This window comes from Actinacidiphila acidipaludis, from assembly GCF_019890725.1.
Taxonomy (GTDB): domain Bacteria; phylum Actinomycetota; class Actinomycetes; order Streptomycetales; family Streptomycetaceae; genus Actinacidiphila; species Actinacidiphila acidipaludis.
The window spans coordinates 39965-60540 of record NZ_JAINZZ010000019.1 but is presented as its reverse complement, the minus strand read 5'-3'; the positions used below and the strand labels follow the sequence as shown (position 1 = coordinate 60540).

19 protein-coding genes are annotated in these 20576 nt (G+C 73.5%); 9 read left to right on the top strand and 10 right to left on the bottom strand.

What is annotated here, in order from left to right:
• Nucleotides 1-17 precede the first annotated feature (17 nt).
• Together K7862_RS17300 and K7862_RS17295 are read right to left on the bottom strand one after the other, a co-directional pair.
• Complete coding sequence (locus K7862_RS17300; RefSeq protein ID WP_222963507.1) at nucleotides 18-761, bottom strand: ABC transporter ATP-binding protein; 744 nt, start codon at nucleotides 759-761, stop codon at nucleotides 18-20.
• A 3-nt stretch (nucleotides 762-764) separates the two neighbouring features.
• Nucleotides 765-2021 carry a substrate-binding domain-containing protein gene (locus tag K7862_RS17295; RefSeq protein WP_222963506.1) on the bottom strand — a complete coding sequence of 419 codons (1257 nt, stop codon included), beginning with the start codon at nucleotides 2019-2021 and terminating at the stop codon, nucleotides 765-767.
• A 251-nt stretch (nucleotides 2022-2272) separates the two neighbouring features.
• Between K7862_RS17295 and K7862_RS17290 the strand changes: the two genes are divergently transcribed.
• Nucleotides 2273-3040 (top strand): CoA transferase subunit A, encoded by a 768-nt coding sequence (locus K7862_RS17290; protein ID WP_222963505.1) that lies wholly within the window; start codon nucleotides 2273-2275, stop codon nucleotides 3038-3040.
• 2 nt (nucleotides 3041-3042) lie between these two features.
• Nucleotides 3043-3687, top strand: a complete 645-nt coding sequence (locus K7862_RS17285) for a CoA transferase subunit B (RefSeq protein WP_222963564.1) — start codon at nucleotides 3043-3045, stop codon at nucleotides 3685-3687.
• A 54-nt stretch (nucleotides 3688-3741) separates the two neighbouring features.
• Here K7862_RS17285 and K7862_RS17280 read toward each other — a convergent pair whose 3' ends face one another.
• The 4 genes from K7862_RS17280 to K7862_RS17265 form a co-directional block, all read right to left on the bottom strand.
• On the bottom strand, nucleotides 3742-4650 hold the full coding sequence (locus K7862_RS17280; RefSeq protein ID WP_222963504.1) for an alpha/beta fold hydrolase: 909 nt from the start codon (nucleotides 4648-4650) through the stop codon (nucleotides 3742-3744).
• Between the two features lie 182 nt (nucleotides 4651-4832).
• Entirely contained in the window at nucleotides 4833-5549 is a 717-nt protein-coding gene (locus K7862_RS17275; protein WP_222963563.1) for an FAD:protein FMN transferase, read from the bottom strand.
• Between the two features lie 123 nt (nucleotides 5550-5672).
• Nucleotides 5673-6239, bottom strand: coding sequence for an FMN-binding protein (locus tag K7862_RS17270; protein ID WP_222963503.1), 567 nt, complete (start codon nucleotides 6237-6239; stop codon nucleotides 5673-5675).
• 10 nt (nucleotides 6240-6249) lie between these two features.
• A complete protein-coding gene (locus K7862_RS17265; RefSeq protein ID WP_222963502.1) occupies nucleotides 6250-7617 on the bottom strand; it encodes a ferredoxin reductase family protein in 1368 nt (455 codons plus the stop codon).
• Nucleotides 7618-7777: 160 nt separating this feature from the next.
• Here K7862_RS17265 and K7862_RS17260 point away from each other — a divergent pair, with 160 nt between their 5' ends.
• Nucleotides 7778-8509, top strand: a complete 732-nt coding sequence (locus K7862_RS17260; RefSeq protein ID WP_272493233.1) for a response regulator transcription factor — start codon at nucleotides 7778-7780, stop codon at nucleotides 8507-8509.
• Nucleotides 8506-10026, top strand: coding sequence for an ATP-binding protein (locus K7862_RS17255; RefSeq protein ID WP_222963562.1), 1521 nt, complete (start codon nucleotides 8506-8508; stop codon nucleotides 10024-10026). The genes K7862_RS17260 and K7862_RS17255 overlap by 4 nt, the downstream gene beginning before the upstream one ends.
• On the opposite strand, the gene K7862_RS17250 is transcribed toward K7862_RS17255, so the two are convergent.
• A complete protein-coding gene (locus K7862_RS17250; RefSeq protein ID WP_222963501.1) occupies nucleotides 9992-10519 on the bottom strand; it encodes a P-loop nucleotide/nucleoside kinase family protein in 528 nt (175 codons plus the stop codon). The two genes, K7862_RS17255 and K7862_RS17250, sit on opposite strands and share 35 nt — an antisense overlap.
• Nucleotides 10520-10617: 98 nt before the next feature.
• Nucleotides 10618-12234 (bottom strand): purple acid phosphatase family protein, encoded by a 1617-nt coding sequence (locus K7862_RS17245; RefSeq protein WP_222963500.1) that lies wholly within the window; start codon nucleotides 12232-12234, stop codon nucleotides 10618-10620.
• Between the two features lie 286 nt (nucleotides 12235-12520).
• Here K7862_RS17245 and K7862_RS17240 point away from each other — a divergent pair, with 286 nt between their 5' ends.
• Nucleotides 12521-14572, top strand: coding sequence for a phosphocholine-specific phospholipase C (locus K7862_RS17240; RefSeq protein ID WP_222963499.1), 2052 nt, complete (start codon nucleotides 12521-12523; stop codon nucleotides 14570-14572).
• Nucleotides 14573-14605: 33 nt separating this feature from the next.
• On the opposite strand, the gene K7862_RS17235 is transcribed toward K7862_RS17240, so the two are convergent.
• On the bottom strand, nucleotides 14606-15430 hold the full coding sequence (locus K7862_RS17235; RefSeq protein ID WP_308012035.1) for a helix-turn-helix transcriptional regulator: 825 nt from the start codon (nucleotides 15428-15430) through the stop codon (nucleotides 14606-14608).
• A 49-nt stretch (nucleotides 15431-15479) separates the two neighbouring features.
• On the opposite strand from K7862_RS17235, the gene K7862_RS17230 reads away from it, so the two are divergent.
• Entirely contained in the window at nucleotides 15480-15893 is a 414-nt protein-coding gene (locus K7862_RS17230; protein WP_222963497.1) for a cupin domain-containing protein, read from the top strand.
• 54 nt (nucleotides 15894-15947) lie between these two features.
• Here the strand turns inward: K7862_RS17230 and K7862_RS17225 are convergent, their stop codons facing one another.
• The gene (locus tag K7862_RS17225; RefSeq protein ID WP_222963496.1) at nucleotides 15948-16871 is read right to left on the bottom strand and encodes a LysR family transcriptional regulator; all 924 of its coding nucleotides are present in this window, start codon (nucleotides 16869-16871) and stop codon (nucleotides 15948-15950) included.
• A gap of 93 nt (nucleotides 16872-16964) precedes the next feature.
• On the opposite strand from K7862_RS17225, the gene K7862_RS17220 reads away from it, so the two are divergent.
• The 3 genes from K7862_RS17220 to K7862_RS17210 all read left to right on the top strand — a co-directional run bounded on the left by K7862_RS17220 (nucleotide 16965) and on the right by K7862_RS17210 (nucleotide 20427).
• Complete coding sequence (locus K7862_RS17220) at nucleotides 16965-17669, top strand: succinate dehydrogenase cytochrome b subunit (RefSeq protein WP_222963495.1); 705 nt, start codon at nucleotides 16965-16967, stop codon at nucleotides 17667-17669.
• Between the two features lie 62 nt (nucleotides 17670-17731).
• The gene (locus K7862_RS17215; RefSeq protein ID WP_222963494.1) at nucleotides 17732-19681 is read left to right on the top strand and encodes a fumarate reductase/succinate dehydrogenase flavoprotein subunit; all 1950 of its coding nucleotides are present in this window, start codon (nucleotides 17732-17734) and stop codon (nucleotides 19679-19681) included.
• On the top strand, nucleotides 19678-20427 hold the full coding sequence (locus K7862_RS17210) for a succinate dehydrogenase/fumarate reductase iron-sulfur subunit (RefSeq protein WP_222963493.1): 750 nt from the start codon (nucleotides 19678-19680) through the stop codon (nucleotides 20425-20427). Before K7862_RS17215 ends, K7862_RS17210 begins: the two co-directional genes overlap by 4 nt.
• Nucleotides 20428-20576 lie beyond the last annotated feature (149 nt).

Genomic DNA, 20576 nt, shown 5'->3' with positions numbered 1-20576 from the left:
CGCCTCCGTGTGTGCCGTCACAACGCCTCCCCGAGGTAGGCCGCCTGCACGGTCGCGTCCGCCATGACCGCCTGCGGGGTATCGAGCGCCAGCAGCGTGCCGTGGTGCATCACCGCCAGCCGGTCGGCCAGGCCCAGCAGCACGTCCATGTGGTGCTCGACCATCAGGACCGTGCGGCCCTCGTCGCGGTGCAGCGAGCGGATCAGCCCGGTGAGCGCCGGCACCTCCTCGGCGCTCACCCCCGCCATCGGTTCGTCGAGGAGCATCAGCCGGGGCTCGCCGACCAGCAGCACGGCCAGTTCGAGCTTGCGCTTCTCGCCGTGCGACAGCGACCCGGCGAGCGTCTCGGCGCGGTGCGCCAGGCCGGTGCGCTCCAGCACGCCCGTCACCTGGGCGGTGTAGGCGCCGGCCCGCCGCCACAGGCGGTACGAGCCGCCGCCCGCCGCCTGCGCGGCGAGCCGCACATGGTCGGCGACCGTCATCGCCGGCCACAGGCTGGACGTCTGGAACGTGCGGCCGAGGCCGCGGCGGGCCCTGGCCGCCACACCCTCGGCGGTGACGTCCGTGCCGTCCAGCGCGATGGACCCCCGGCCCGCCGGAGCCAGGCCGCTGATCAGGTTGAACAGGGAGGTCTTGCCGGCGCCGTTGGGACCGATGAAGGCCAGGAACTCGCCCTCGTGCACGTCGAAGGAGACGTCCTCGACGATGGTCGCGCCGCCGACCGACCAGCCCAGGCCGTGCAGGTGCAGTACGGGGGTCACAGGTCAGCCCGCCATCGCCTTCTGCGGCGGCGTCACCGAGGTCATCGGCAGCCGGCCGATCAGCTGCGGCTTCGCCGCCGCGCCGCCGCCGGTCAGCTTCGCGGTGAACATCGGCTGCAGCAGGGCGTGGTCGGCGGCCCGGACCTGCTCGTCACCCTTGGGGCCCTGGAACGACCAGCCCTCCAGCGCCTTGGCCATCGCCGTCGGGTCGGTGGCGCTGCCCGCCTCGATGGCGTGCACGATCATCTGCGCGGCGGTGAAGCCGTCCGGGCTGAACAGGTCGGGTGTGCCCCCCTTGGCGGTGATGCCGTCCAGCATCGCCTTCTCCACCGGGGTCCCGGCCGCGCCGGGGAAGTAGTGCGCCAGGAACGACACCTTCGCCCCGGCCTTGCCGAACAGCGGGTAGGAGGCGACGCCGGCCAGGCCCGTGACGACCTTGGTGGAGGTCACCACGCCCTGCTGGTCCAGCGCGGTCCACAGCGCCGGGGCGCTCGCGCCGGCCCACGCCACGAACACCAGGTCGGGCTTCTTCGACTTCACCTGCTGCGCGAACGGCGTCAGGTCGCTCGCGCTCGGCGGCGCGAGAACGGAGTCGACCGTCGCGCCCTGCGCGCCCAGCACCTGCTTGACCGCGGCCACGTTCGCCTGCCCGAACGCCGAGTTCTGGGCGAGCACGGTGACCTTCTTGCCCTTGGAGTCGCCGAGCAGCGAGCCCGCGGTGAGGATGTCCTGGTAGGACTGCCGGCCCGAGCGGAAGGTGTAGGCGTTCACGCCGGTGAGCGCGTCGGTGGCGGCCGGCCCGGAGATGTAGAGCACCTTGTTCTGCGCGGCCAGCGGCGCGAGTTGGAGCGCCACGCCGGAGTCGGTGGTGCCCGCGAGGATCCTGGTGCCCTTGCCGATCAGCGACTTGGCCTCGGCCACGGCCTTCGCCGGGTCGCCCGCGTCGTCCTGCTCGGTCACCTGCACCGGGTGCCCGGCGACCTTGCCGGTGTTGTGGGTGGCGTACGCCAGACCGGCGTCGAAGCCGTCCAGGTACTGCTTGCCGTAGGCGGCCAGCGGCCCGCTGCGCGAGTACACCAGGCCCACCTTCACCGGTGCGGAGGCGCTGCTGCCGCCGTTGTCCGACGACGAACTCCCGGCCTGGCCGGCCTTGCTGCACCCGGCCAGCAGCACTCCGGCGGCCAGCAGCGCGAGCGCGGTGACGGTTCTGCTTCTGTGCGGACCCGAAGGCCCCGGCGTGGTGGACGTACGGATGCGCATGGCGACCGGCTCCCGGAGAGGTGGATGGTTGGGTGAACCGTAGAAGCGCCCCGGCGAACCGGACATGTGGGCGGCACACGCACTGTGCGGCCGAGCGGTGTCGGCGGGGACCATGGCGGGTGCCGTCCGCGCTCGGAAAAGGTGGCAGGACCGGGCGCCGTCGCCACAGACGGGCCCGCGGCCCCGGACCCCGCGCACGACGCACGGTCCGGCACACCCCTCACTTCGATCCCCACGGGGAAGGCGGACGCATGGACAAGGTGGTGGCCTCGGCCGACCACGCGGTGGCGGACATCCCGGACGGCGCGACGCTCGCCGTCGGCGGCTTCGGACTCTGCGGCATCCCCTCGACGCTGATCGCCACGCTGGTCCGGTCCGGAACCGGGGATCTGCGGGTGGTCTCCAACAACTGCGGCGTCGACGACTGGGGGCTGGGACTGCTGCTGGGCCTCGGCCGGATCAGCCGTATGACCTCCTCCTACGTCGGTGAGAACAAGGAGTTCGCGCGCCGCTACCTGTCGGGCGAGCTGGAGGTCGAACTCACTCCGCAGGGCACGCTCGCCGAACGGCTGCGGGCCGGCGGCGCGGGCATCCCCGCGTTCTACACCCCGGCCGGGGCCGGCACCCAGGTCGAGGAGGGCGGGCTGCCCTGGCGGTACGCCGCCGACGGGTCGATCGCGGTGGCCTCACCGCCGAAGGAGGTACGGGAGTTCGGCGGTGTCCGGCACCTGATGGAGGAGGCGATCACCACCGACTTCGCCCTCGTGCGGGCCACGGTCGCCGACCGGCACGGCAACTGCGCCTTCCACGCGGCGGCCCGCAACTTCAACCCGCTGTGCGCGACGGCCGCCCGCACCACCGTCGTCGAGGCGGAACGCATCGTGGAACCGGGGGAGTTGCCGCCGGACGCGGTGCACCTGCCCGGTGTCTACGTCGACCGGGTGGTGGCCGCCGATCCGCGCGACAAGCGGATCGAGCGCCGTACCGTCCGCACCCCGCAGGCCCAGGAGGAGAAGTGACCGTGCCCCTCGACCGCGACCAGCTCGCCGCCCGCGCCGCCCGTGAACTGCGCGACGGGCAGTACGTGAACCTCGGCATCGGGCTGCCGACGCTGATCCCCGGCCATCTGCCCCCGGGCGTGCACGTCGTGCTGCACTCCGAGAACGGCATCCTCGGCACCGGCCCGTACCCGGAGGCCGGCGAGGAGCACCCGGACCTGATCAACGCCGGCAAGGAGACGGTCACCGTGACGCCCGGCGCCGCGTACTTCGACTCCGCGTTCTCCTTCGGCATGGTCCGCTCCGGCCGGATCGACGTGTCCGTGCTCGGCGCGATGCAGGTCTCCGCGCACGGCGACCTCGCCAACTGGATGATCCCCGGCAAGATGGTGAAGGGGATGGGCGGCGCCATGGATCTGGTGCACGGGGCACGCCGGCTGATCGTGGTGATGGAGCACGTCGCCCGCGACGGGTCGCCGAAGATCGTCCAGGAGCTCACGCTGCCGGCCACGGGACGCCGCGTGGTCGACCGCATCGTCACCGACCTCGCCGTCGTCGACGTCACCCCGGACGGTCTGCGGCTGGCCGAACTGGCCCCGGGCGTCAGCGTGGAGCAGGTGCGGGCGGCGACGGCCGCCGACCTGCTGGTGCCGGAACCGGCCGCCTGACGCCGCCGGGCCCGGGGCCGCCGCCCCGGGCCCGGCAGCCGCCGAACCGCCGTCTCAGGCGCGGGCGACGGGAGAGGCGGCCACGGCGTCGCGCACATGCGCGGCGACGGTCCGGGCGCCGGAGAGGCCGAGCACGATCGAGTAGTGGTTCTCCCCGGGGACGAAGTGCAGCGCCACCCCCTCGGCCTCAAGGCCGGACGCGGCGACCACGTCCGGCGCGTAGAGCCCCACCGGTTCGTCCTGCAGGCCGCGCTCGGCCCACAGCATCTCGGCCGGAACGGTCAGTTCGTGGATCGCGGCGAAGACCTCGGGGTTGCGGAGTTCGTCCTCGGCGTCCTCGCGGATGGCCGCGGCGCGGCAGGCGGACCGCAACTCCGGCTCCGCACCGGTGAGATCCCGGTCCAGATAGGCCTCGACGTCCGGGCCGCGCAGTTCGGCGAACGCCGGATGGCCGGCCCAGAACGCGTGGTAGGCGGCGCGGTCCTCGAACGTCATCTCCAGCTTGCGCATGGCCGGGCCGATCACCGCGTGCAGCACGGCGTCGATGTCCGCGCCCTCCGGCACCGGGAAGCCCAACCCGCCGTCCACCAGCACCAGCCGGGAGTACCGCAGGGGATCGCGCCGGGCGGCGACGCACGCAACGAACCCGCCCATCGAGTGCCCGGCGAGCACGGCCCGCTCCACCGCGAAGTGGTCGAGCACCGCCCGCAGGTCGTCGGCGTGCCGGGCCATCGAGGCCGGGCCGGCGACGTCGCGGCTCAGGCCGCGCCCGCGCAGGTCCGGGGCGATGACCTCCACCCCGTCGAGCTCCCCGGCCACCCGCGTCCAGGCCAGCCCGTTGCTGGCGATGCCGTGCACCGCCAGCAGCGTCCCGGCCCCCGGGCGGCCCGGCCAGCGCCGTACCGCCAGCCGCCCGCCGTCCACCTCGACGCCCGTGTCCTCGTACTCCCGCTGCTGCTGCATCCGCTGCCTCGCCCTCTCCGCCGTGCCGTACGGCCCGAGCAGGATAGGGACCCGCGGGGCCCGCGGTCATGGGGTCCGGCCACACACCCGGGAGCCGCGCTGTGTGGCCGGGCGGCATCCGGCGCCCCGCGAGGCGCCCTTCTCCGGTGGGTGGCGGCTGTGCCGACCGCTCTGACGGCGGATCAGGTCCGCGGGCCGGGTGCGAAGCCCCGCGTGCACCACGTCGTGCCGTCCGGGCGCACCGCGAACGCCTCGACGCCCGGCAGCTCCCGCAGCCACGCAGGCGCGGCCGGGCCCATCGCGACGGCCGCGGTGGCCAGCACGTCGGCGTCCGTGAGGCCGCGGCACACCACCGTCACCGACGCGAAGGCCTGTTGCGGGGGCCGGCGGGTGCGCGGGTCGAGGATGTGCGCGCCGCGTTCGGCCGGGCCCGACGTCGCCACCGCGAGATCACCGTCGGCGTCGACCGCGGTGACCAGGGCGCCGGACCGCAGCGGGTCGCTGACACCGATGCGCCACGGCCCGCCGTGCACCTGGACGTCGCCGCCGCCGTTGACGCAGACCGCGTCGGCGCCCGCCGAGCGCAGCATCGCCGCCGCCCGCTCCACCGCCCAGCCCTTGACCAGTCCCGTCGGGTCGAAGCCGCCGGTGTACCCGGCGTCGAACCAGCCGCCGGTGCGGCGCCGCGCCTCGTCGCAGAGCCGGTGGACCTCCCAGACCTCGGGCGAGCAGGCGGACAGCGCCAGTGTGCCCGCCCGCAGCCGGCTGATCTGGCTCTCGGGCCGGTAGGTCGAGAACACCGCGTCCACGTGCCGCAGCCACTCGGCCGCCCCGGCCAGCGCCGCCGACGCCCGTCCGGCGTCGCCGCCGCGGACGTCGAAGGAGAACACCGTGCCCATGGTGTGCTCGACGTGCCGCAACCGGAGGTCCCCGGCCGGCTCCGGCCCCGAGGCCCCGGGCGCCCCGGGGATGTCACGCGTCGTCGTCATGCCGGCCACCGCGCCGTCGTGCCCGTCGCCATCTCAGAGTCCGGCCTTGTCGAGCGCGCTCTGCAGCGACTGCACATAGCCCTCGCTCGTGTAGGTCGCGCCGGACACGGAGTCGATCCGGGCGCTCTGCGCCGACAGCGTCTCCTGGGTGAGCTGCGGCACCGCGAAGCCGGAGATCTCGCTGTCGCGCGGGTTGTCCTGCGGCAACTGGACGGCGTTCACCGCGGTGATCCGGCCGCCGGTCAGGGTGATCCGCAACTGGACCGGACCGTAACGGGTCTGGATCGTGTCGCCGTCCACGGTCCGCTTCGCGGTGGACGACGAGCCCCCGCTCTTGGAGCCCGACGAGGGCGACGGCGACGCGGACGCCCCGCCCGAGGACGATCCGGCTGAACCGGACGTCCCGGAGGACGGCCCCGTGCCGGTGCCGCCGGACGGCGAGCCCGTCGCGGTCGGCCCGGGCGCCGACCCCGCCTCCGCCGGGGACAGGGCGCCCACGGTGGCGTGCGGCTTGAGTGCCAGCAGCACCAGACCGCCGGCGACCGTGGAGACGGTCGTCAGGACGATCCGCCGCAGGGGGCGGGAGGGAAGTGCGCTCATCGTCGGACCCTCACAGTTCGAAGGACTCGTGGTGGATACGGGAGGAGGGCACGCCCGCTTCCCGCAGGGCGTCGTAGGCCATCCGCATCAGCCCGGGCGGCCCGCACAGGTACACGTCGTGGAGCTCGATGTCCGGCAGCGCGGCCCGCAGGCCCCGCGCGGTCAGCACGGGACGGCGGCCGTCCGGGGTGTTCAGCGCGAACTGCAGCCGGGCGCCGCGGGCCGCCGCGATCGACTCCAGCTCGTCGCGCAGCGCGAGATCCGCCTCCGACCGGGCCCGGTAGATCAGCGTGAGGTCGCCGGGCCGGGCCGGCAGCGACTCGAAGAGCGCCCGCAGCGGGGTCACCCCGACGCCGCCGGCCAGCAGCAGCACCTTCTGCCGCGTCCGCCGATCGGCGGTCAGCGCCCCGTAGGGACCCTCCGCCCAGATCCGCGTCCCGGGCCGCAGCCGGGCCAGGGCGGCGCTGTGCGCACCGACCTCCTTCACCGTGATCCGCAGCATGCCGGGCCGCGGCGCCGCCGAGAGGGAGTACGGGCTCGCCGTCCACCACAGCCCCGGTGCCAGGAACCGCCAGCGGAAGAACTGGCCCGGCCGGGCCGCGAGCTCCGGCAGCCGCTCGCCGCGCACCACCACCGACACCACGTCCGGCGACTCCCGCACCACCGTGTGCACCCGCAGCCCGTGCCGCAGGTTCTGCCGCAGCGGGACCAGCAGCCGGAACCACAGCACCGCCGCGGCGGCCGACAGGTACAGCGCGTACCACAGCACCCGGGCCGGCTCGTTGCCCGCGAACTCCGCGCCGAGCGCGAGCTGGTGCCAGAACGCCAGGAAGATCGCCACGTAGGTCAGCAGATGCAGGTAGTACCAGGTCTCGTAGCGGACCTTGCGGCGCACCGCCCGCACCGACACCGCGCCCACGACGAGCAGCAGCAGCCCGCCGATCGTCCCCTTGATCATGTCCGGATAGGTGAAGGCGACCGTCCACGCCTCGCCGACCACGCCGCTGTGCGCCTGCACCGCGTAGCCCCACAGCACCAGCGTGATGTGGGCCACCAGCAGACAGACCGTGTAGCGGCCCGCCATCGCGTGCCAGCGCGCCACCCGGTCACTGCCCACTCCCTGCTCCAGCGTCGGGATCCGCGCCATCAGCAGGACCAGCAGCGCGCAGCAGTAGCCGGACAGCAGCCCGGCGATCCGGCCCGCGCCGATCAGCCAGTCCGCCGTGCCGACGACGGACCCCGTGTCCTGCCACCACAGGCCCACCACGACCGCCGCCCCCAGCCAGCCCAGGGCCAGCACCGTCGCTGCGGGGGAGCGCCGGCCGGTGGGGGCGGCGGCCGCGTGCCGGGCCGTGCGCGGGGGAGAAGCGGTGCTCATGCGGAGGTTCCTTTCGTGGCCCTTCGAGGGCGTCCGTCCGCCACTGTGCGGGGGAAACCTCTGAGCGAGCTCTGAACGGTCCCGAACGCCGGACATTCACAGCTGATCCAGAGGCACCGGTGCCCCGGTGGTGAGGCTCGTCATGGATGCTGGAGGCACCATGAACAGCAGCCCCCACCCCCTGGCCCATCCGGACGGCACCCCGGTCCGCGTCCTGGTCGTCGACGACGAGCCCGACCTCGCCGAAGTGCTGGCGGGCGTCCTCGGCTACGAGGGCTGGCAGGTGCGCACGGCCGGCGACGTCGCCACGGCCGTCGCCGAGGCCCGGTCGTTCCGGCCCGATGCCGTCGTGCTCGACGTGATGCTGCCCGACGGCGACGGGCTCGCGGTGCTGCGCGAGCTGCGCGCGGGCCAGCCGGACGTGTGTGTGCTCTTCCTCACCGCGCGCGACTCCGTGGAGGACCGCATCGCCGGCATCACCGCGGGCGGCGACGACTACGTCACCAAGCCGTTCAGCCTGGAGGAGGTGCTGGCCCGGCTGCGGGGGCTGCTGCGCCGGGCGGGCATGACCCGGGCCCGCGGCGACGCCGCCGTCCTCACCGTCGGCGACCTGGTGATGGACGAGGACGCGCGCGAGGTGACGCGCGGCGGCGAGGTGGTCGAGCTCTCCCCGACCGAGTTCGAGCTGCTCCGCTACCTCATGCGCAACCCCAGGCGGGTGCTCAGCAAGACGCAGATCCTCGACCACGTCTGGTCGTACGACTTCGGCGGGCAGGCCCACGTGGTCGAGCTCTACATCTCCTATCTGCGGCGCAAGATCGACGCCGGGCGCGAGCCGATGATCCACACGGTGCGCGGCGCGGGCTACCTGCTGAAGGCGGCGCCGTGGTGACGGCGCGGCCGCCGCGGCCCCGGCCCCGGGCGGCGTTCCGGCGCCTCCCGTCCCCCCGGGCCCTGCTGCCCCGGACGCTGCGGGCCCGGCTGACCTGCGGGCTCGTGGTGCTGCTCGCGGTCAGCTGTGCCGCCGTCGGCATCGCCGCGGTCCTCGGGCTGCGTGCCTTCCTCACCGAGCGGGTCGACCAGCAGCTCGCCGAGGCCGGCGGCCGCTTCCCCGCCAGCCTGGAGCACCCGGACCACGCGGCGGGGGGCAAGGAGCCGGACGGGGACAACGCCCACGTCGACACCCGCCGTCAGGCGCCCGGCACCTTCGGGGCCCGGCTGCTGCACGGCACGGTCACCGGCGCGGCCGTGGTCCGGTCCGGCGCCGACACCACCGTCACGCTGACCGCGGCCGACCGGTCCGCGATCGCCGCGATCCCGGTGGACGGGCACTGCCACGCCCTGGACCTCACGGTGCTCGGCGACTACCGGGTGAGCGCCGTCGACGGGGACGACGGCGACGTCCTGGTCACCGGTATGCCGCTGAGCGGCGTCGAGGACGCCGCGCACCGGCTCATCGCGGTCGAGGCCGCGGTGTTCGGCGGCGCGCTGGTGGTCGCCGGGGCCGCCGGCGCGTTCTGGGTGCGCTGGTCGCTGCGGCCGCTGCGCCGGGTCGCGACGACCGCCGCGTCCGTCACCGCCCTCCCGCTCGACAGCGGCGCGGTGACCCTGCCCGACCGGGTGCCCGACGCGGACACCGACCCGCGGACCGAGGTCGGCCAGGTGGGCGCCGCGCTCAACCGCATGCTCGGGCACGTGGAGGGCGCACTGGCCAAGCGGCAGGCGGGCGAGGAGCGGCTGCGGCGGTTCGCGGCGGACGCCAGCCACGAGCTGCGCACCCCGGTCGCGGCGATCCGCGGGCACGCGGAGCTGGCCCTGCGGCACCCCGAACCCGTCCCGGCCGGGGTGAGCCGGGCGCTGGACCGCATCGCCGCGGAGTCCGCGCGGATGACGGGCATGGTCGACGACCTGCTGCTGCTGGCCCGGCTGGACGCCGGGCGGCCGCTCGCTCGCGAGACCGTCGACCTGACGCGCCTGGTGCTGGACGCCGTCGACGACGCGCGCGCCGCCGGACCCGGCCACCTGTGGAACCTGGACCTGCCCGAGGAGCCCGTCGCGGTGACCGGTGACGGCCACCGCCTGCACCAGATCGCCGCCAACCTGCTGGCGAACGCGCGCGGGCACACCCCCAAGGGCACCCGCGTCACCGTGCGGCTGCGGCAGACCGCGCAGGACACCGAGATGGCGGTCATCGACGACGGTCCGGGCATCCCGGAGGCGCTGCGCGCGACGGTCTTCGAACGCTTCACCCGGGCGCCGCAGACCCGCAGCGGACACGGCGCGGGGCTGGGGCTGTCCATCGTCACCGCCGTGGCCGCGGCACACGGCGGCACCGCGGCCGTCGTCAGCCGCCCCGGCGAGACCACCTTCACCGTCACCCTGCCGACGGCGGGCGGTCGGGCGGACTGAGCGCGTCCCGGCAGATCGTCCGCACGCACGCCCCCACGTCGCGCACCGCGGTGTCGACGACGAGACGGCCGCGGACCCACGGCTCGTACTCCCGGCCGGTGATGTCGTCCCACGTGGGCAGCGGCAGGCCGGGGATGTCGACGGTGCGCTCGGCCGACCGCCGCCGGTGCTCGGACGTGTCCGAGCAGACCGTCTCGACCTCCAGCAGCCGCACTCCCGCGCGGGACGCGACGTCCCGCCACGCGTCACGGGTGACGGCGAGCGGGTTGACGGACTCCGCGATCACGGTGAGTCCCTGCCGCAGATGGTCCTCGGCCAGCGCGTACCCCACGGCGTACCCGACCGGGCCGACCGGGTGCCGGGCCAGGCCGGAGCGGACCACGGCCTGCTCGATGGTGTCGATCCGCAGGTGGACGGCCCCGAGTTCGCGGGCCACGGCCCGGGCCAGCGTCGTCTTGCCGGTGGCGGGCAGCCCGCCGAGACTGATCAGCACACGGCCATCCTGCCCCGAGGCTCCGACAGGGCGGCCCGGCACCGGGCGTGACGCGCGTCCACGCGACTCCGCCCGGTCCCGGATGCCTCCACCGCCGTCTAGCGGTGGCCGTCCGACCGCTTGCGGTGCAGCGTGAACTGCTCGAAGACGGTCAGCTCGCCGTTGGGCTTGTTGACGTTGTAGTAGGTGACGTGGATGCGGGTGGTGTCGCCGGGGAAGCGGCCCGGGTCGACGGTGAACGCCGCGAAGCCGTACGGGTGGTCGATGTCCCGCACGCCGGTCCAGACGGCCTCCTCCTTGACGTAGGTCGAGGTGCGCTTGCCGTTGGACCCGGGGGCCGCCGACACCGCCGTGATCACCTTGGCGGTGCCGTCCTTGAAGAACGCCTGGTTGGTGGTGCCCGAGACGCCACCGCCGCCGAGCACCATGTGCACGGTGCCGAGGCCCGTGTCGATGTCGTCGGTGCGGGTGGACGCCGGGTTCGGCGTGAGGGTCTCGCTGCCGCTGACGACGCCGCGCACCGCGAGCGACCGCTCGTAGTTGTGCTCGTGACCGCAGACCACCAGGTCCACACCGTAACGGTCGAACAGCGGGCCGTACTTGGCGCGCAGGCCGAGGTCGGCGCCGTTGGCGTCGGAGGAGGAGATCATCACCTGGTGCATGGCGACGACCACCCAGTCGACGTCGCGGTCCGCGCGCGCCGCCTTCAGCTCCCGCTCCAGGAAGGCGAGCTGGCGGCCGCCGGAGTAGCCGCTGATGTAGACGTCGCCGCCGTCCTGCAGGGCGTTGTCGTCGTTCTGCAGCACGATCACCCGCACCGAGCCGGCGGTGAACGCGTACCACAGGCCCGCGAGTTCGTCGTCCGTCTCGGTCGACGGCAGCTCGAAGTAGGTCTGGTAGGCGCCCAGGCCGATCGGGCCGTTGCCGCTCTCGATCTCGTGGTTGCCGGCCGCCGGCATCCAGGGGCGGAAGCGCGCCGAACGCGTGTTGTTGGTGAAGAAGTTGTTCCAGGTCCGCACCCGGTCGACGTCCAGGTTGGCGTAGCACAGGTCGCCGTTGAGCAGGTGGAACAGCGGCGCGACCTGCTCGACACCGGTGACGATGTCCTTGGTGGCGGGCGTGGAGTTGGCGTCCAGGCCCACCGCGCCGGCCGCCGTCCAGGTCACCTGCGGCGCCGACTGGTCGCCGAAGCTCGTGAAGGTCAGCGGCTGCCGGCCGCGCGGCGCGGTCCGGAACGTGCCGCTGTCCGGGGTCGCCCCGTCGTGCGACACCAGGTACAGGTAGTCCGTGCCCGGGGTCAGCCGGGACAGCGCCGCGTGGTGGACGTACACGGTGCGGCCCGACTTGCCGTCGGTGTACGTACGGGTGCGGGCCTCGGCGCCGGACCCCAGGCCGTGCCCCAGCGTGCCGTACAGCACCCGCGGGCGCTTGACCGGCCCGTCGGTGATCCACGACACGACCATCTGGGTGGCCGGGTCCTTGCCGAAGGTCAGGTGCAGGCCCTGCACGGGAGGGGCGCCGCCGGTGTCCGGCGAGGGAAGGAAGGCGGGTGCGGCGGCGGCCGGCTCGGCGGCGGCGGTGCCCGCCGTCAGCAGCGGCGCGGCGACCGCGCCCACGCCGGCGGTGCCGAGCAGGCCGACGGCCGTGCGGCGGCTCAGGCGGTCACCCGGCTGCGGGTTCCCGGACGGCTCCGGGGTGTCCATCTGTGCGACCATCGTTGCTCCTCGGTGCAAGGGCGGTGCGGGGTGTGAGAACCCGTGAAGACTCCCGCCCCCCGGCGACGGCCGGTTGAACGCCGCCTGTCCGCCCGGCGTCGGAACGCCGTGTGACCGCGCGGACGCGGCCCCGGCGGGCGGGCGCGGCACCAACGCCCGTACCGGCCGGGGCTGTTCGCGACGCGTACCGCGCCGCGTCATCCCGCGGACACCGGCCGGTCGCCTGCTGTCGCTGCTCTTGGGACCACCGACTCCGGTACCCACCACGCGAAGAGGCTGGTCAGTCATGTCCGAGCTCAACCGCCGGCGATTCCTCCAGATCGCCGGCGCCACCGCGGGCTTCTCGGCCCTGTCCCAGAGCATCGCCCGCGCCGCCGCCATCCCGGCCAGCCGCCGCACCGGTTCGCTGAAGGACGTCGACCACATCGTCGTCCTGATGCAGGAGAACCGGTCGTTCGACCACTACTTCGGGGCCCTGCGCGGGGTGCGGGGCTTCGGCGACCCGCGCCCGGTGACCCTGGACTCGGGCAAGTCGGTGTGGCACCAGAGCGACGGCACCAAGGACGTCCTGCCGTACCACCCCGACGCCGAGGACCTCGGCATGCAGTTCATCGAGGGCCTCAACCACGACTGGATCGGCGGCCACAAGGCCTTCAACGGCGGCAAGTACGACCGCTGGATCCCCGCCAAGGGCACCGGCACGATGGCGCACCTCACGCGGGACGACATCCCGTTCCACTACGCGCTGGCCGACGCCTTCACCATCTGCGATGCCTACCACTGCTCGTTCATCGGCGCCACGGACCCGAACCGCTACTACATGTGGTCCGGCTACACCGGCAACGACGGCCAGGGCAAGGGCCCGGTGCTCGGCAACGACGAGGCGGGCTACGCCTGGACGACCTACCCGGAGCGGCTGGAGAAGGCCGGGGTGTCCTGGAAGATCTACCAGGACGTCGGCGACGGCCTGGACGCGGCCCACTCCTGGGGCTGGATCGAGGACGCCTACCGCGGCAACTACGGCGACAACTCGCTGCTGTACTTCGACAACTACCGCAACGCCAAGCCCGGCGACGCCCTCTACGACAAGGCCCGCACCGGCACCGACGCCGCCGCGGGCGACGGCTTCTTCGACGAGCTGCGCGCCGACGTGAAGGCCGGCAGGCTGCCGGAGATCTCCTGGATCGCCGCCCCCGAGGCGTTCTCCGAGCACCCCAACTGGCCCGCCAACTACGGCGCCTGGTACGTCTCGCAGGTGCTGGACGCGCTCACCTCCAACCCCGAGGTGTGGAGCAGGACCGCGCTGTTCCTCACCTACGACGAGAACGACGGCTACTTCGACCACCTCGTGCCGCCGTACGCGCCGGCCGCCGGCCGCGGCGCGTCGACGGTGAGCACCGACGGCGAGCTCTTCGCGGGCGACGCGACGTACGCGGCCGGCCCCTACGGGCTCGGGCAGCGCGTCCCGATGATCGTCATCTCGCCCTGGAGCACCGGTGGTTACGTGTGCTCCGAGACCTTCGACCACACCTCGATCCTGCGGTTCATGGAGCGCCGGTTCGGCGTGCACGAGCCCAACATCTCGGCCTGGCGCCGCGCGGTGTGCGGCGACCTCACCTCGGCCTTCGACTTCGGCCTGCAGCACGACAAGCCGGCCCACCTGCCCGGCACCGACGCCTACCGGCCCACCGACGACCAGCGGCACCCCAGCTACGTCCCCGTGCCGCCGGCCAACCCGGTGCTGCCCAAGCAGGAGAAGGGCTCCCGGCCCACCCGGCCGCTGCGGTACGCGCCGCTTGCCGACGCGGCCGTGAGCGCGTCCCACGGCACCGTCACGGTCACCTTCGGCGGCGGTGTCGCGGCGGGCGCGGCCTTCCACGTCACCGCGGGCAACCGCACCGACGGACCCTGGACGTACACCACGGAGGCCGGCAAGAAGATCTCCGGCAGCTGGGACACCGCGGCCACCGGCGGCGCCTACGAGCTGACCGTGCACGGCCCCAACGGCTTCCTGCGCTCCTTCGCGGGCTCGGTGGCCAAGAACGGGCCCGAGGTGACAGCCCGCCACGAGGCGTCCGGGCGGATCGAGCTGACCCTGGCCAACGCGGGCCACGCCGACGTGCGGCTGACCGTCCGCAACGCCTACGACGGCAGCAAGGAGACCTTCACCGTCCGTGCCGGGCGGCGCGGGACGCACACCCTGGACCTGGGCCACAGCGGCCGCTGGTACGACCTGACCGTGACCTCGGACCACGACGCGGCCTTCCTGCGCCGCTTCGCCGGGCACGTGGAGAACGGCCGGCCGGGAGTCAGCGACCCTGCCCTCATCACCGGCTGACCCGGCTGCCGCCGGGCGGCACGGGACCGCCGGTCAACGGCCGCGGTCCCGTGCCGCCCTGGCGTAACGGGCCGGCGGAACGCCCAGATGACGGGTGAAGTGGCGGTTCAGATGCGCCTGGTCGTAGAACCCGACCGCGGCCGCCACGTCCGCAGGGCGCTCACCGGCCAGCAGCAGCCGCCGCGCCCGGTCGATCCGCCGGCCGGTCAGGTACGTGTGCGGCGGGAGCCCGTAGGCCTGGGTGAAACACCGGATCAGGTGCGTCGGGTGGGCGTGCAGCACCGATGTCGCCTCGTCCAGCGTGAGGCCGGTCCGGATCCGGGCGTCGAGCAGTTCGCGCAGCCGGGCGGCGAGCCGGTCCGCCTCCTGGCCGGGCGGGCGTACCCGGTGGGCGTCCAGGTGCACCAGCAGGCGCTCGCGGACGAACGCCAGCCGCGACTGCGCCTCCAGCGCGTCGTCCTCGTACGTCAGGGCGGTGTGGAGCCGGTGGATGCGGCGGCGCAGCGGCGCGTCGCCGAGGATCGGCCCGTCCACGGCCGGGCCGGCCAGCCGGTCCGGCAGCACGTCCGTGGTCAGGTACAGGACGCGCTTGCGGAAGCCGGCCGCGCTGACCGTCCTCCCGTCGTGCGGAACGCCCGGCGGGAGCAGCAGCACCCGTCCGGTGTCCGAGGCGCCGTGCCTGCGCCGGTCCAGGGCGAAGTCCACCGCGCCGTCGTCGAGGATCATCAGGTCCCACGTCTCGTGGGTGTGCCGCGGATAGGCGTGGTCGGTGAAGTGGGCGTGCAGCACCTCGGTGATCCCCGGCACGGCGGGCCGCCATGCGCGGAGCTCGTGGGTCCGGGGCCGCTCGGTGGTCACGTCAGGAATGTACAAGACGCCCCCAGGGCGACGGCGAGACGATCCCGGCATGAGCGAAAGCCGCACGACCGGCCCTGCCGCCGGAAAGACCGCCACCCGCAGCGGGACACCCGTGAACATCGCCGCCTGCCTGGCCCGGTTCGACGACCACTGGGCGCAGCGCACGATCGCCGCCGTCAACGACTACGAGGTGAAGGCCGCCAAACTGCTCGGGGAGTTCGTCTGGCACCGTCACGAGGACACCGACGAGCTGTTCCTGGTGGTCAGCGGCCGGCTGACCGTCCAGCTCCGGGACGGCGACGTCGTCCTCGGCCCGGGGGAGCTGTACGTGGTGCCGAGGGGCGTGGAGCACTGCCCGCGCGCCGATGAGGAGACCGCGGTCCTGCTGCTGGAACCGGCCGGCACCAGCAACACCGGCACCGCCGGCGGACCTCGCACCCGGGCGGCCGTCCCGCTGGACTGACCGGCGCCGGCGCCGGCCCCCGGCGCCCGGTCCGGGCCCGCGACCGGCCGGTGCTCAGCCGCCGCCGGCCGGGCTCAGGCCCGGATCGGTCACCGCGCGGCGGGCCGCGGCGAGCAGGACGTCCTGCAGGACGCGGGCGGCCCGCGGCGGGGCGACGTCGCTGCGGTGGGCCAGGGCGACCGTCCGGCGCAGGCCCGGGCGGGCGAGCGGGGTCACCCGCAGTTCGCTGCCCGCCCGCGCGGCCACCATCGTCGGCACCACGCCCAGGCCCAGGCCCGCCTTCACGAACCCGAGCACCGCGTCCATCTCGCCGCCCTCCACCGTGAAGTACGGCTCGAAACCGGCGGACCGGCAGGCTGCCAGCGTCAGCTCCCGCAGGTCGTAGCCGTGCCGGAACATCACCATCGGCTGCCCGGCCAGGTCGGCGACGCGCAGCGGGGACCGCGGCGCCTCGGCGTCCACCGACGAGACCACCACCAGGTCCTCCTGGAACAGCTCCACCGTGGTCAGCGCGGGCGACGGGCTCGGCAGCGGCAGCACGACGAGTGCCAGGTCGAGCGCCCCGCGGGCCAGCTCCCGGACGAGGTCGTGCGAGCCGCCCTCCTCGACGAGGAGCTGGATGCCGGGATGCCGGTCGTGGAAGTCCCGCAGCACATCCGGCAGCAGGCCGGTGCACAGGCTCGGCGGGGCGCCCAGCCGGACCCGGCCGCGCCGCAGCTGGGCGAGTTCCATCACCTCGTGGCGGGCGGTGTCGGCGTCCGCGAGGATCCGCCGGGCCAGCGGGAGCAGGGACTCGCCGGCGTCGGTGAGCGTGATGTTTCCGCGGGCCCGGCTGAACAGCGGCGCCCCCAGCTCCTTCTCCAGCGCCCGGATCTGCTGGGACAGCGACGGCTGCGAGACGTGCACCGCCTCGGCGGCGCGGGTGAAGTGGCGGGCGTCCGCGACGGCGACGAAGTAGGCGAGCTGCTGGAACTGCACACCTCCACCCTACCTCGCCATAGGCTTCGGCTATCGAGTCCAGCTCGATCATGTCTTGGACCACTGGTGTGCCGCGGTTCTACGGTCGTGCTCATGGCACTGGCAACGCGCCCCGACCGGCGCCCCACGGTAGTGCGCACCGTCTGGGACTCCACCATCGGCAAGAAGACGATCATGGCGGTCAGCGGGCTGCTCATGCTGACCTACCTGGCCGTCCACATGTTCGGGAACCTGAAGATCTTCTTCGGCCCCGGCACCTTCAACGGCTACGCGCACTGGCTGCGCACCCTCGGCGAGCCGTTCCTCCACTACGAGTGGGCCCTGTGGATCATCCGCGTCGGACTGGTGGTGTGCGTGGTGGCCCACGCCGTCTGCGCCTACCAGCTCAGCCGCCTCGACCGGCGGGCCCGCCCGGTCGGTTACGTCCACCGCAGGCCCCGGGCCAGTTACGCCACCCGCACCATGCGCTGGGGCGGAGTGATCCTCGGTCTGTTCATCGTCTGGCACCTGCTCGACCTGACCACCCTGACGGTCAACCGCAACGCCGAGCCCGGCCACCCGTACCAGAACGTCGTGGCCACCTTCCACACCTGGTACGGCGACGTCATCTACATCGTGGCGATGCTCGCGCTCGGCCTGCACATCCGGCACGGCTTCTGGAGCGCCGCACAGACGCTCGGCGCGGGCAGCCGCACCCGCGACCGCGTCCTGAAGTCCACCGCGAACGGCCTCGCCCTGGTGCTGACCGCCGGGTTCATCGCCGTGCCCGTCGGCGTCATGACCGGCGTCGTGAGCTGAGCGTGAACACCAGTCACCCGGGAAACCCAGGAGACCCAGGAAACCCAGGAGATCCAGAGGACATGGACCACTACACGGACTACGCGACCGGGGCACCGCTCGCCGACACCAAGGCGCCCGAGGGGCCGATCGCCGAACGCTGGGACACCCGACGCTTCGCCGCCAAGCTCGTCAACCCCGCCAACCGCCGCAAGCACACCGTGATCGTCGTCGGCACCGGCCTGGCCGGCGGCTCGGCCGGTGCGACGCTTGCCGAACAGGGCTACCACGTCCAGCAGTTCTGCTACCAGGACTCACCGCGCCGGGCGCACTCGATCGCCGCGCAGGGCGGCATCAACGCCGCGAAGAACTACCGCAACGACGGCGACTCCATCCACCGCCTGTTCTACGACACCGTCAAGGGCGGCGACTTCCGCTCCCGCGAGTCCAACGTGCACCGCCTCGCGCAGATCTCGGTGGAGATCATCGACCAGTGCGTCGCCCAGGGCGTGCCCTTCGCCCGTGAGTACGGCGGCCTGCTCGACACCCGCTCCTTCGGCGGCGTCCAGGTCTCCCGCACCTTCTACGCCCGCGGCCAGACCGGCCAGCAGTTGCTGCTCGGCGCCTACCAGGCGCTGTCCCGGCAGATCGCGGCCGGCAACGTCGAGATGCACCCGCGCACCGAGATGCTCGACCTGGTCGTGGTCGGCGGGCGCGCCCGCGGCATCGTCGCCCGCGACCTGATCACCGGCGAGATCACCACCCACCTGGCCGACGCCGTCGTGCTGGCCTCCGGCGGGTACGGCAACGTCTTCTACCTGTCGACCAACGCGATGAACTCCAACGCGACCGCCGTCTGGCGGGCACACCGCCGCGGCGCCTGGTTCGCCAACCCGTGCTTCACCCAGATCCACCCCACCTGCATCCCGCGCACCGGCGACCACCAGTCCAAGCTCACCCTGATGAGCGAGTCGCTGCGCAACGACGGCCGCATCTGGGTGCCGAGGACCAAGGGCGACACCCGCGCCCCCGGCGACATCCCCGAGGCCGAGCGGGACTACTACCTCGAGCGCATCTACCCCTCCTTCGGCAACCTGGTGCCGCGCGACATCGCCTCCCGCGCCGCCAAGAACGTCTGCGACGAGGGACGCGGCGTCGGCCCCGGCGGCCAGGGCGTGTACCTCGACTTCGCCGACGCCATCGCCCGGATGGGCCGCAAGGCCGTCGAGCAGAAGTACGGCAACCTCTTCGAGATGTACCAGCGGATCACCGCCGAGGACCCGTACGAGGTCCCCATGCGGATCTATCCGGCGGTGCACTACACGATGGGCGGCCTGTGGGTGGACTACGACCTGCAGACCACGATCCCGGGCCTGTTCGCGATCGGCGAGGCCAACTTCTCCGACCACGGCGCCAACCGGCTCGGTGCCTCCGCGCTGATGCAGGGCCTGGCCGACGGCTACTTCGTGCTGCCGGCCACCATCAACGACTACCTCGCCCGCAACCCCGGCCACGACACCGTCGACGCCGCGCATCCGGCGGTGGCCGGGGCGGTCGCCGAGACGAAGGAGCGGCTGCACCGGCTGATCAGCGTCGACGGCGACCGCACCGCCGACTCCTTCCACCGCGAGATCGGCGAACTGATGTGGGAGTACTGCGGCATGGCCAGGACCGAGGAGGGCCTGCGCAAGGCGCTCGACCGCATCCCGCAGATCCGCGAGGAGTTCTGGCGGCGGATCAAGGTGCCCGGCACCGAGGCCGAGTTCAACCAGTCGCTGGAGCGCGCCAACCGGGTCGTGGACTACCTCGAACTCGCCGAGCTGATGTGCCTGGACGCGCTGCACCGCGCGGAGTCCTGCGGCGGTCACTTCCGCGAGGAGTCCCAGACCCCCGACGGCGAGGCGGCCCGCAGGGACGAGGAGTTCTCCTACGCCGCCGCCTGGGAGTTCACCGGCACCGGGGACGCTCCCGTCCTGCACAAGGAAGACCTGGTCTTCGAGTACGTCCATCCCACCCAGCGGAGCTACGCATGAGGCTCACCCTGCGCGTCTGGCGCCAGAAGAACGACCGGTCGCCCGGAGCCATGAAGGAGTACCCGGTCGACGGCGTCTCCCCGGACATGTCGTTCCTGGAGATGCTCGACACCCTCAACGAACGGCTCACCCTGGAGGGCGAGGAGCCGATCGCGTTCGACCACGACTGCCGCGAGGGCATCTGCGGGGCGTGCAGCCTGGTCATCAACGGCGACGCCCACGGCCCGGAGCGCACCACCGCCTGCCAGCTGCACATGCGCTCCTTCCGCGACGGCGACACCGTCGACGTGGAGCCGTGGCGGGCCGCCGCGTTCCCGGTCGTCCGCGACCTGGTGGTGGACCGCTCCGCGTTCGACCGGATCATCCAGGCGGGCGGCTACGTCAGCGTGCCCACCGGCGCCGCGCCCGAGGCACACGCCACCCCCGTCCCCAAGGCCGCCGCCGACGCCGCCTTCGAGCACGCCGAGTGCATCGGCTGCGGGGCGTGCGTGGCCGCCTGCCCCAACGGCTCGGCCATGCTCTTCACCTCGGCCAAGGTCAACCACCTCAACGTGCTGCCGCAGGGCGCCCCCGAACGCGAGACCCGGGTGCTGGACATGGTGGCCCAGATGGACGCCGAGGGCTTCGGCGGCTGCACCCTCACCGGCGAGTGCGCCACCGCGTGCCCCAAGGGCATCCCGCTGACGTCGATCACCTCGATGAACAAGGAGTGGCTGCGGGCGAACCGCAAGGTCTCACGCGACTGAGGCTCCGCCGCGCCGGTGTGAGAAGGGGCGCTCGCCACCCCTCACCCCGGCGCGACACGCACCACGACGGCGCTCCACCCGCGCCGGGACGCGGGGAAAACGCGTTGCCCGGCCGTCCCCCGCTCTGCTGTAGTCGGGAGAACGCGACG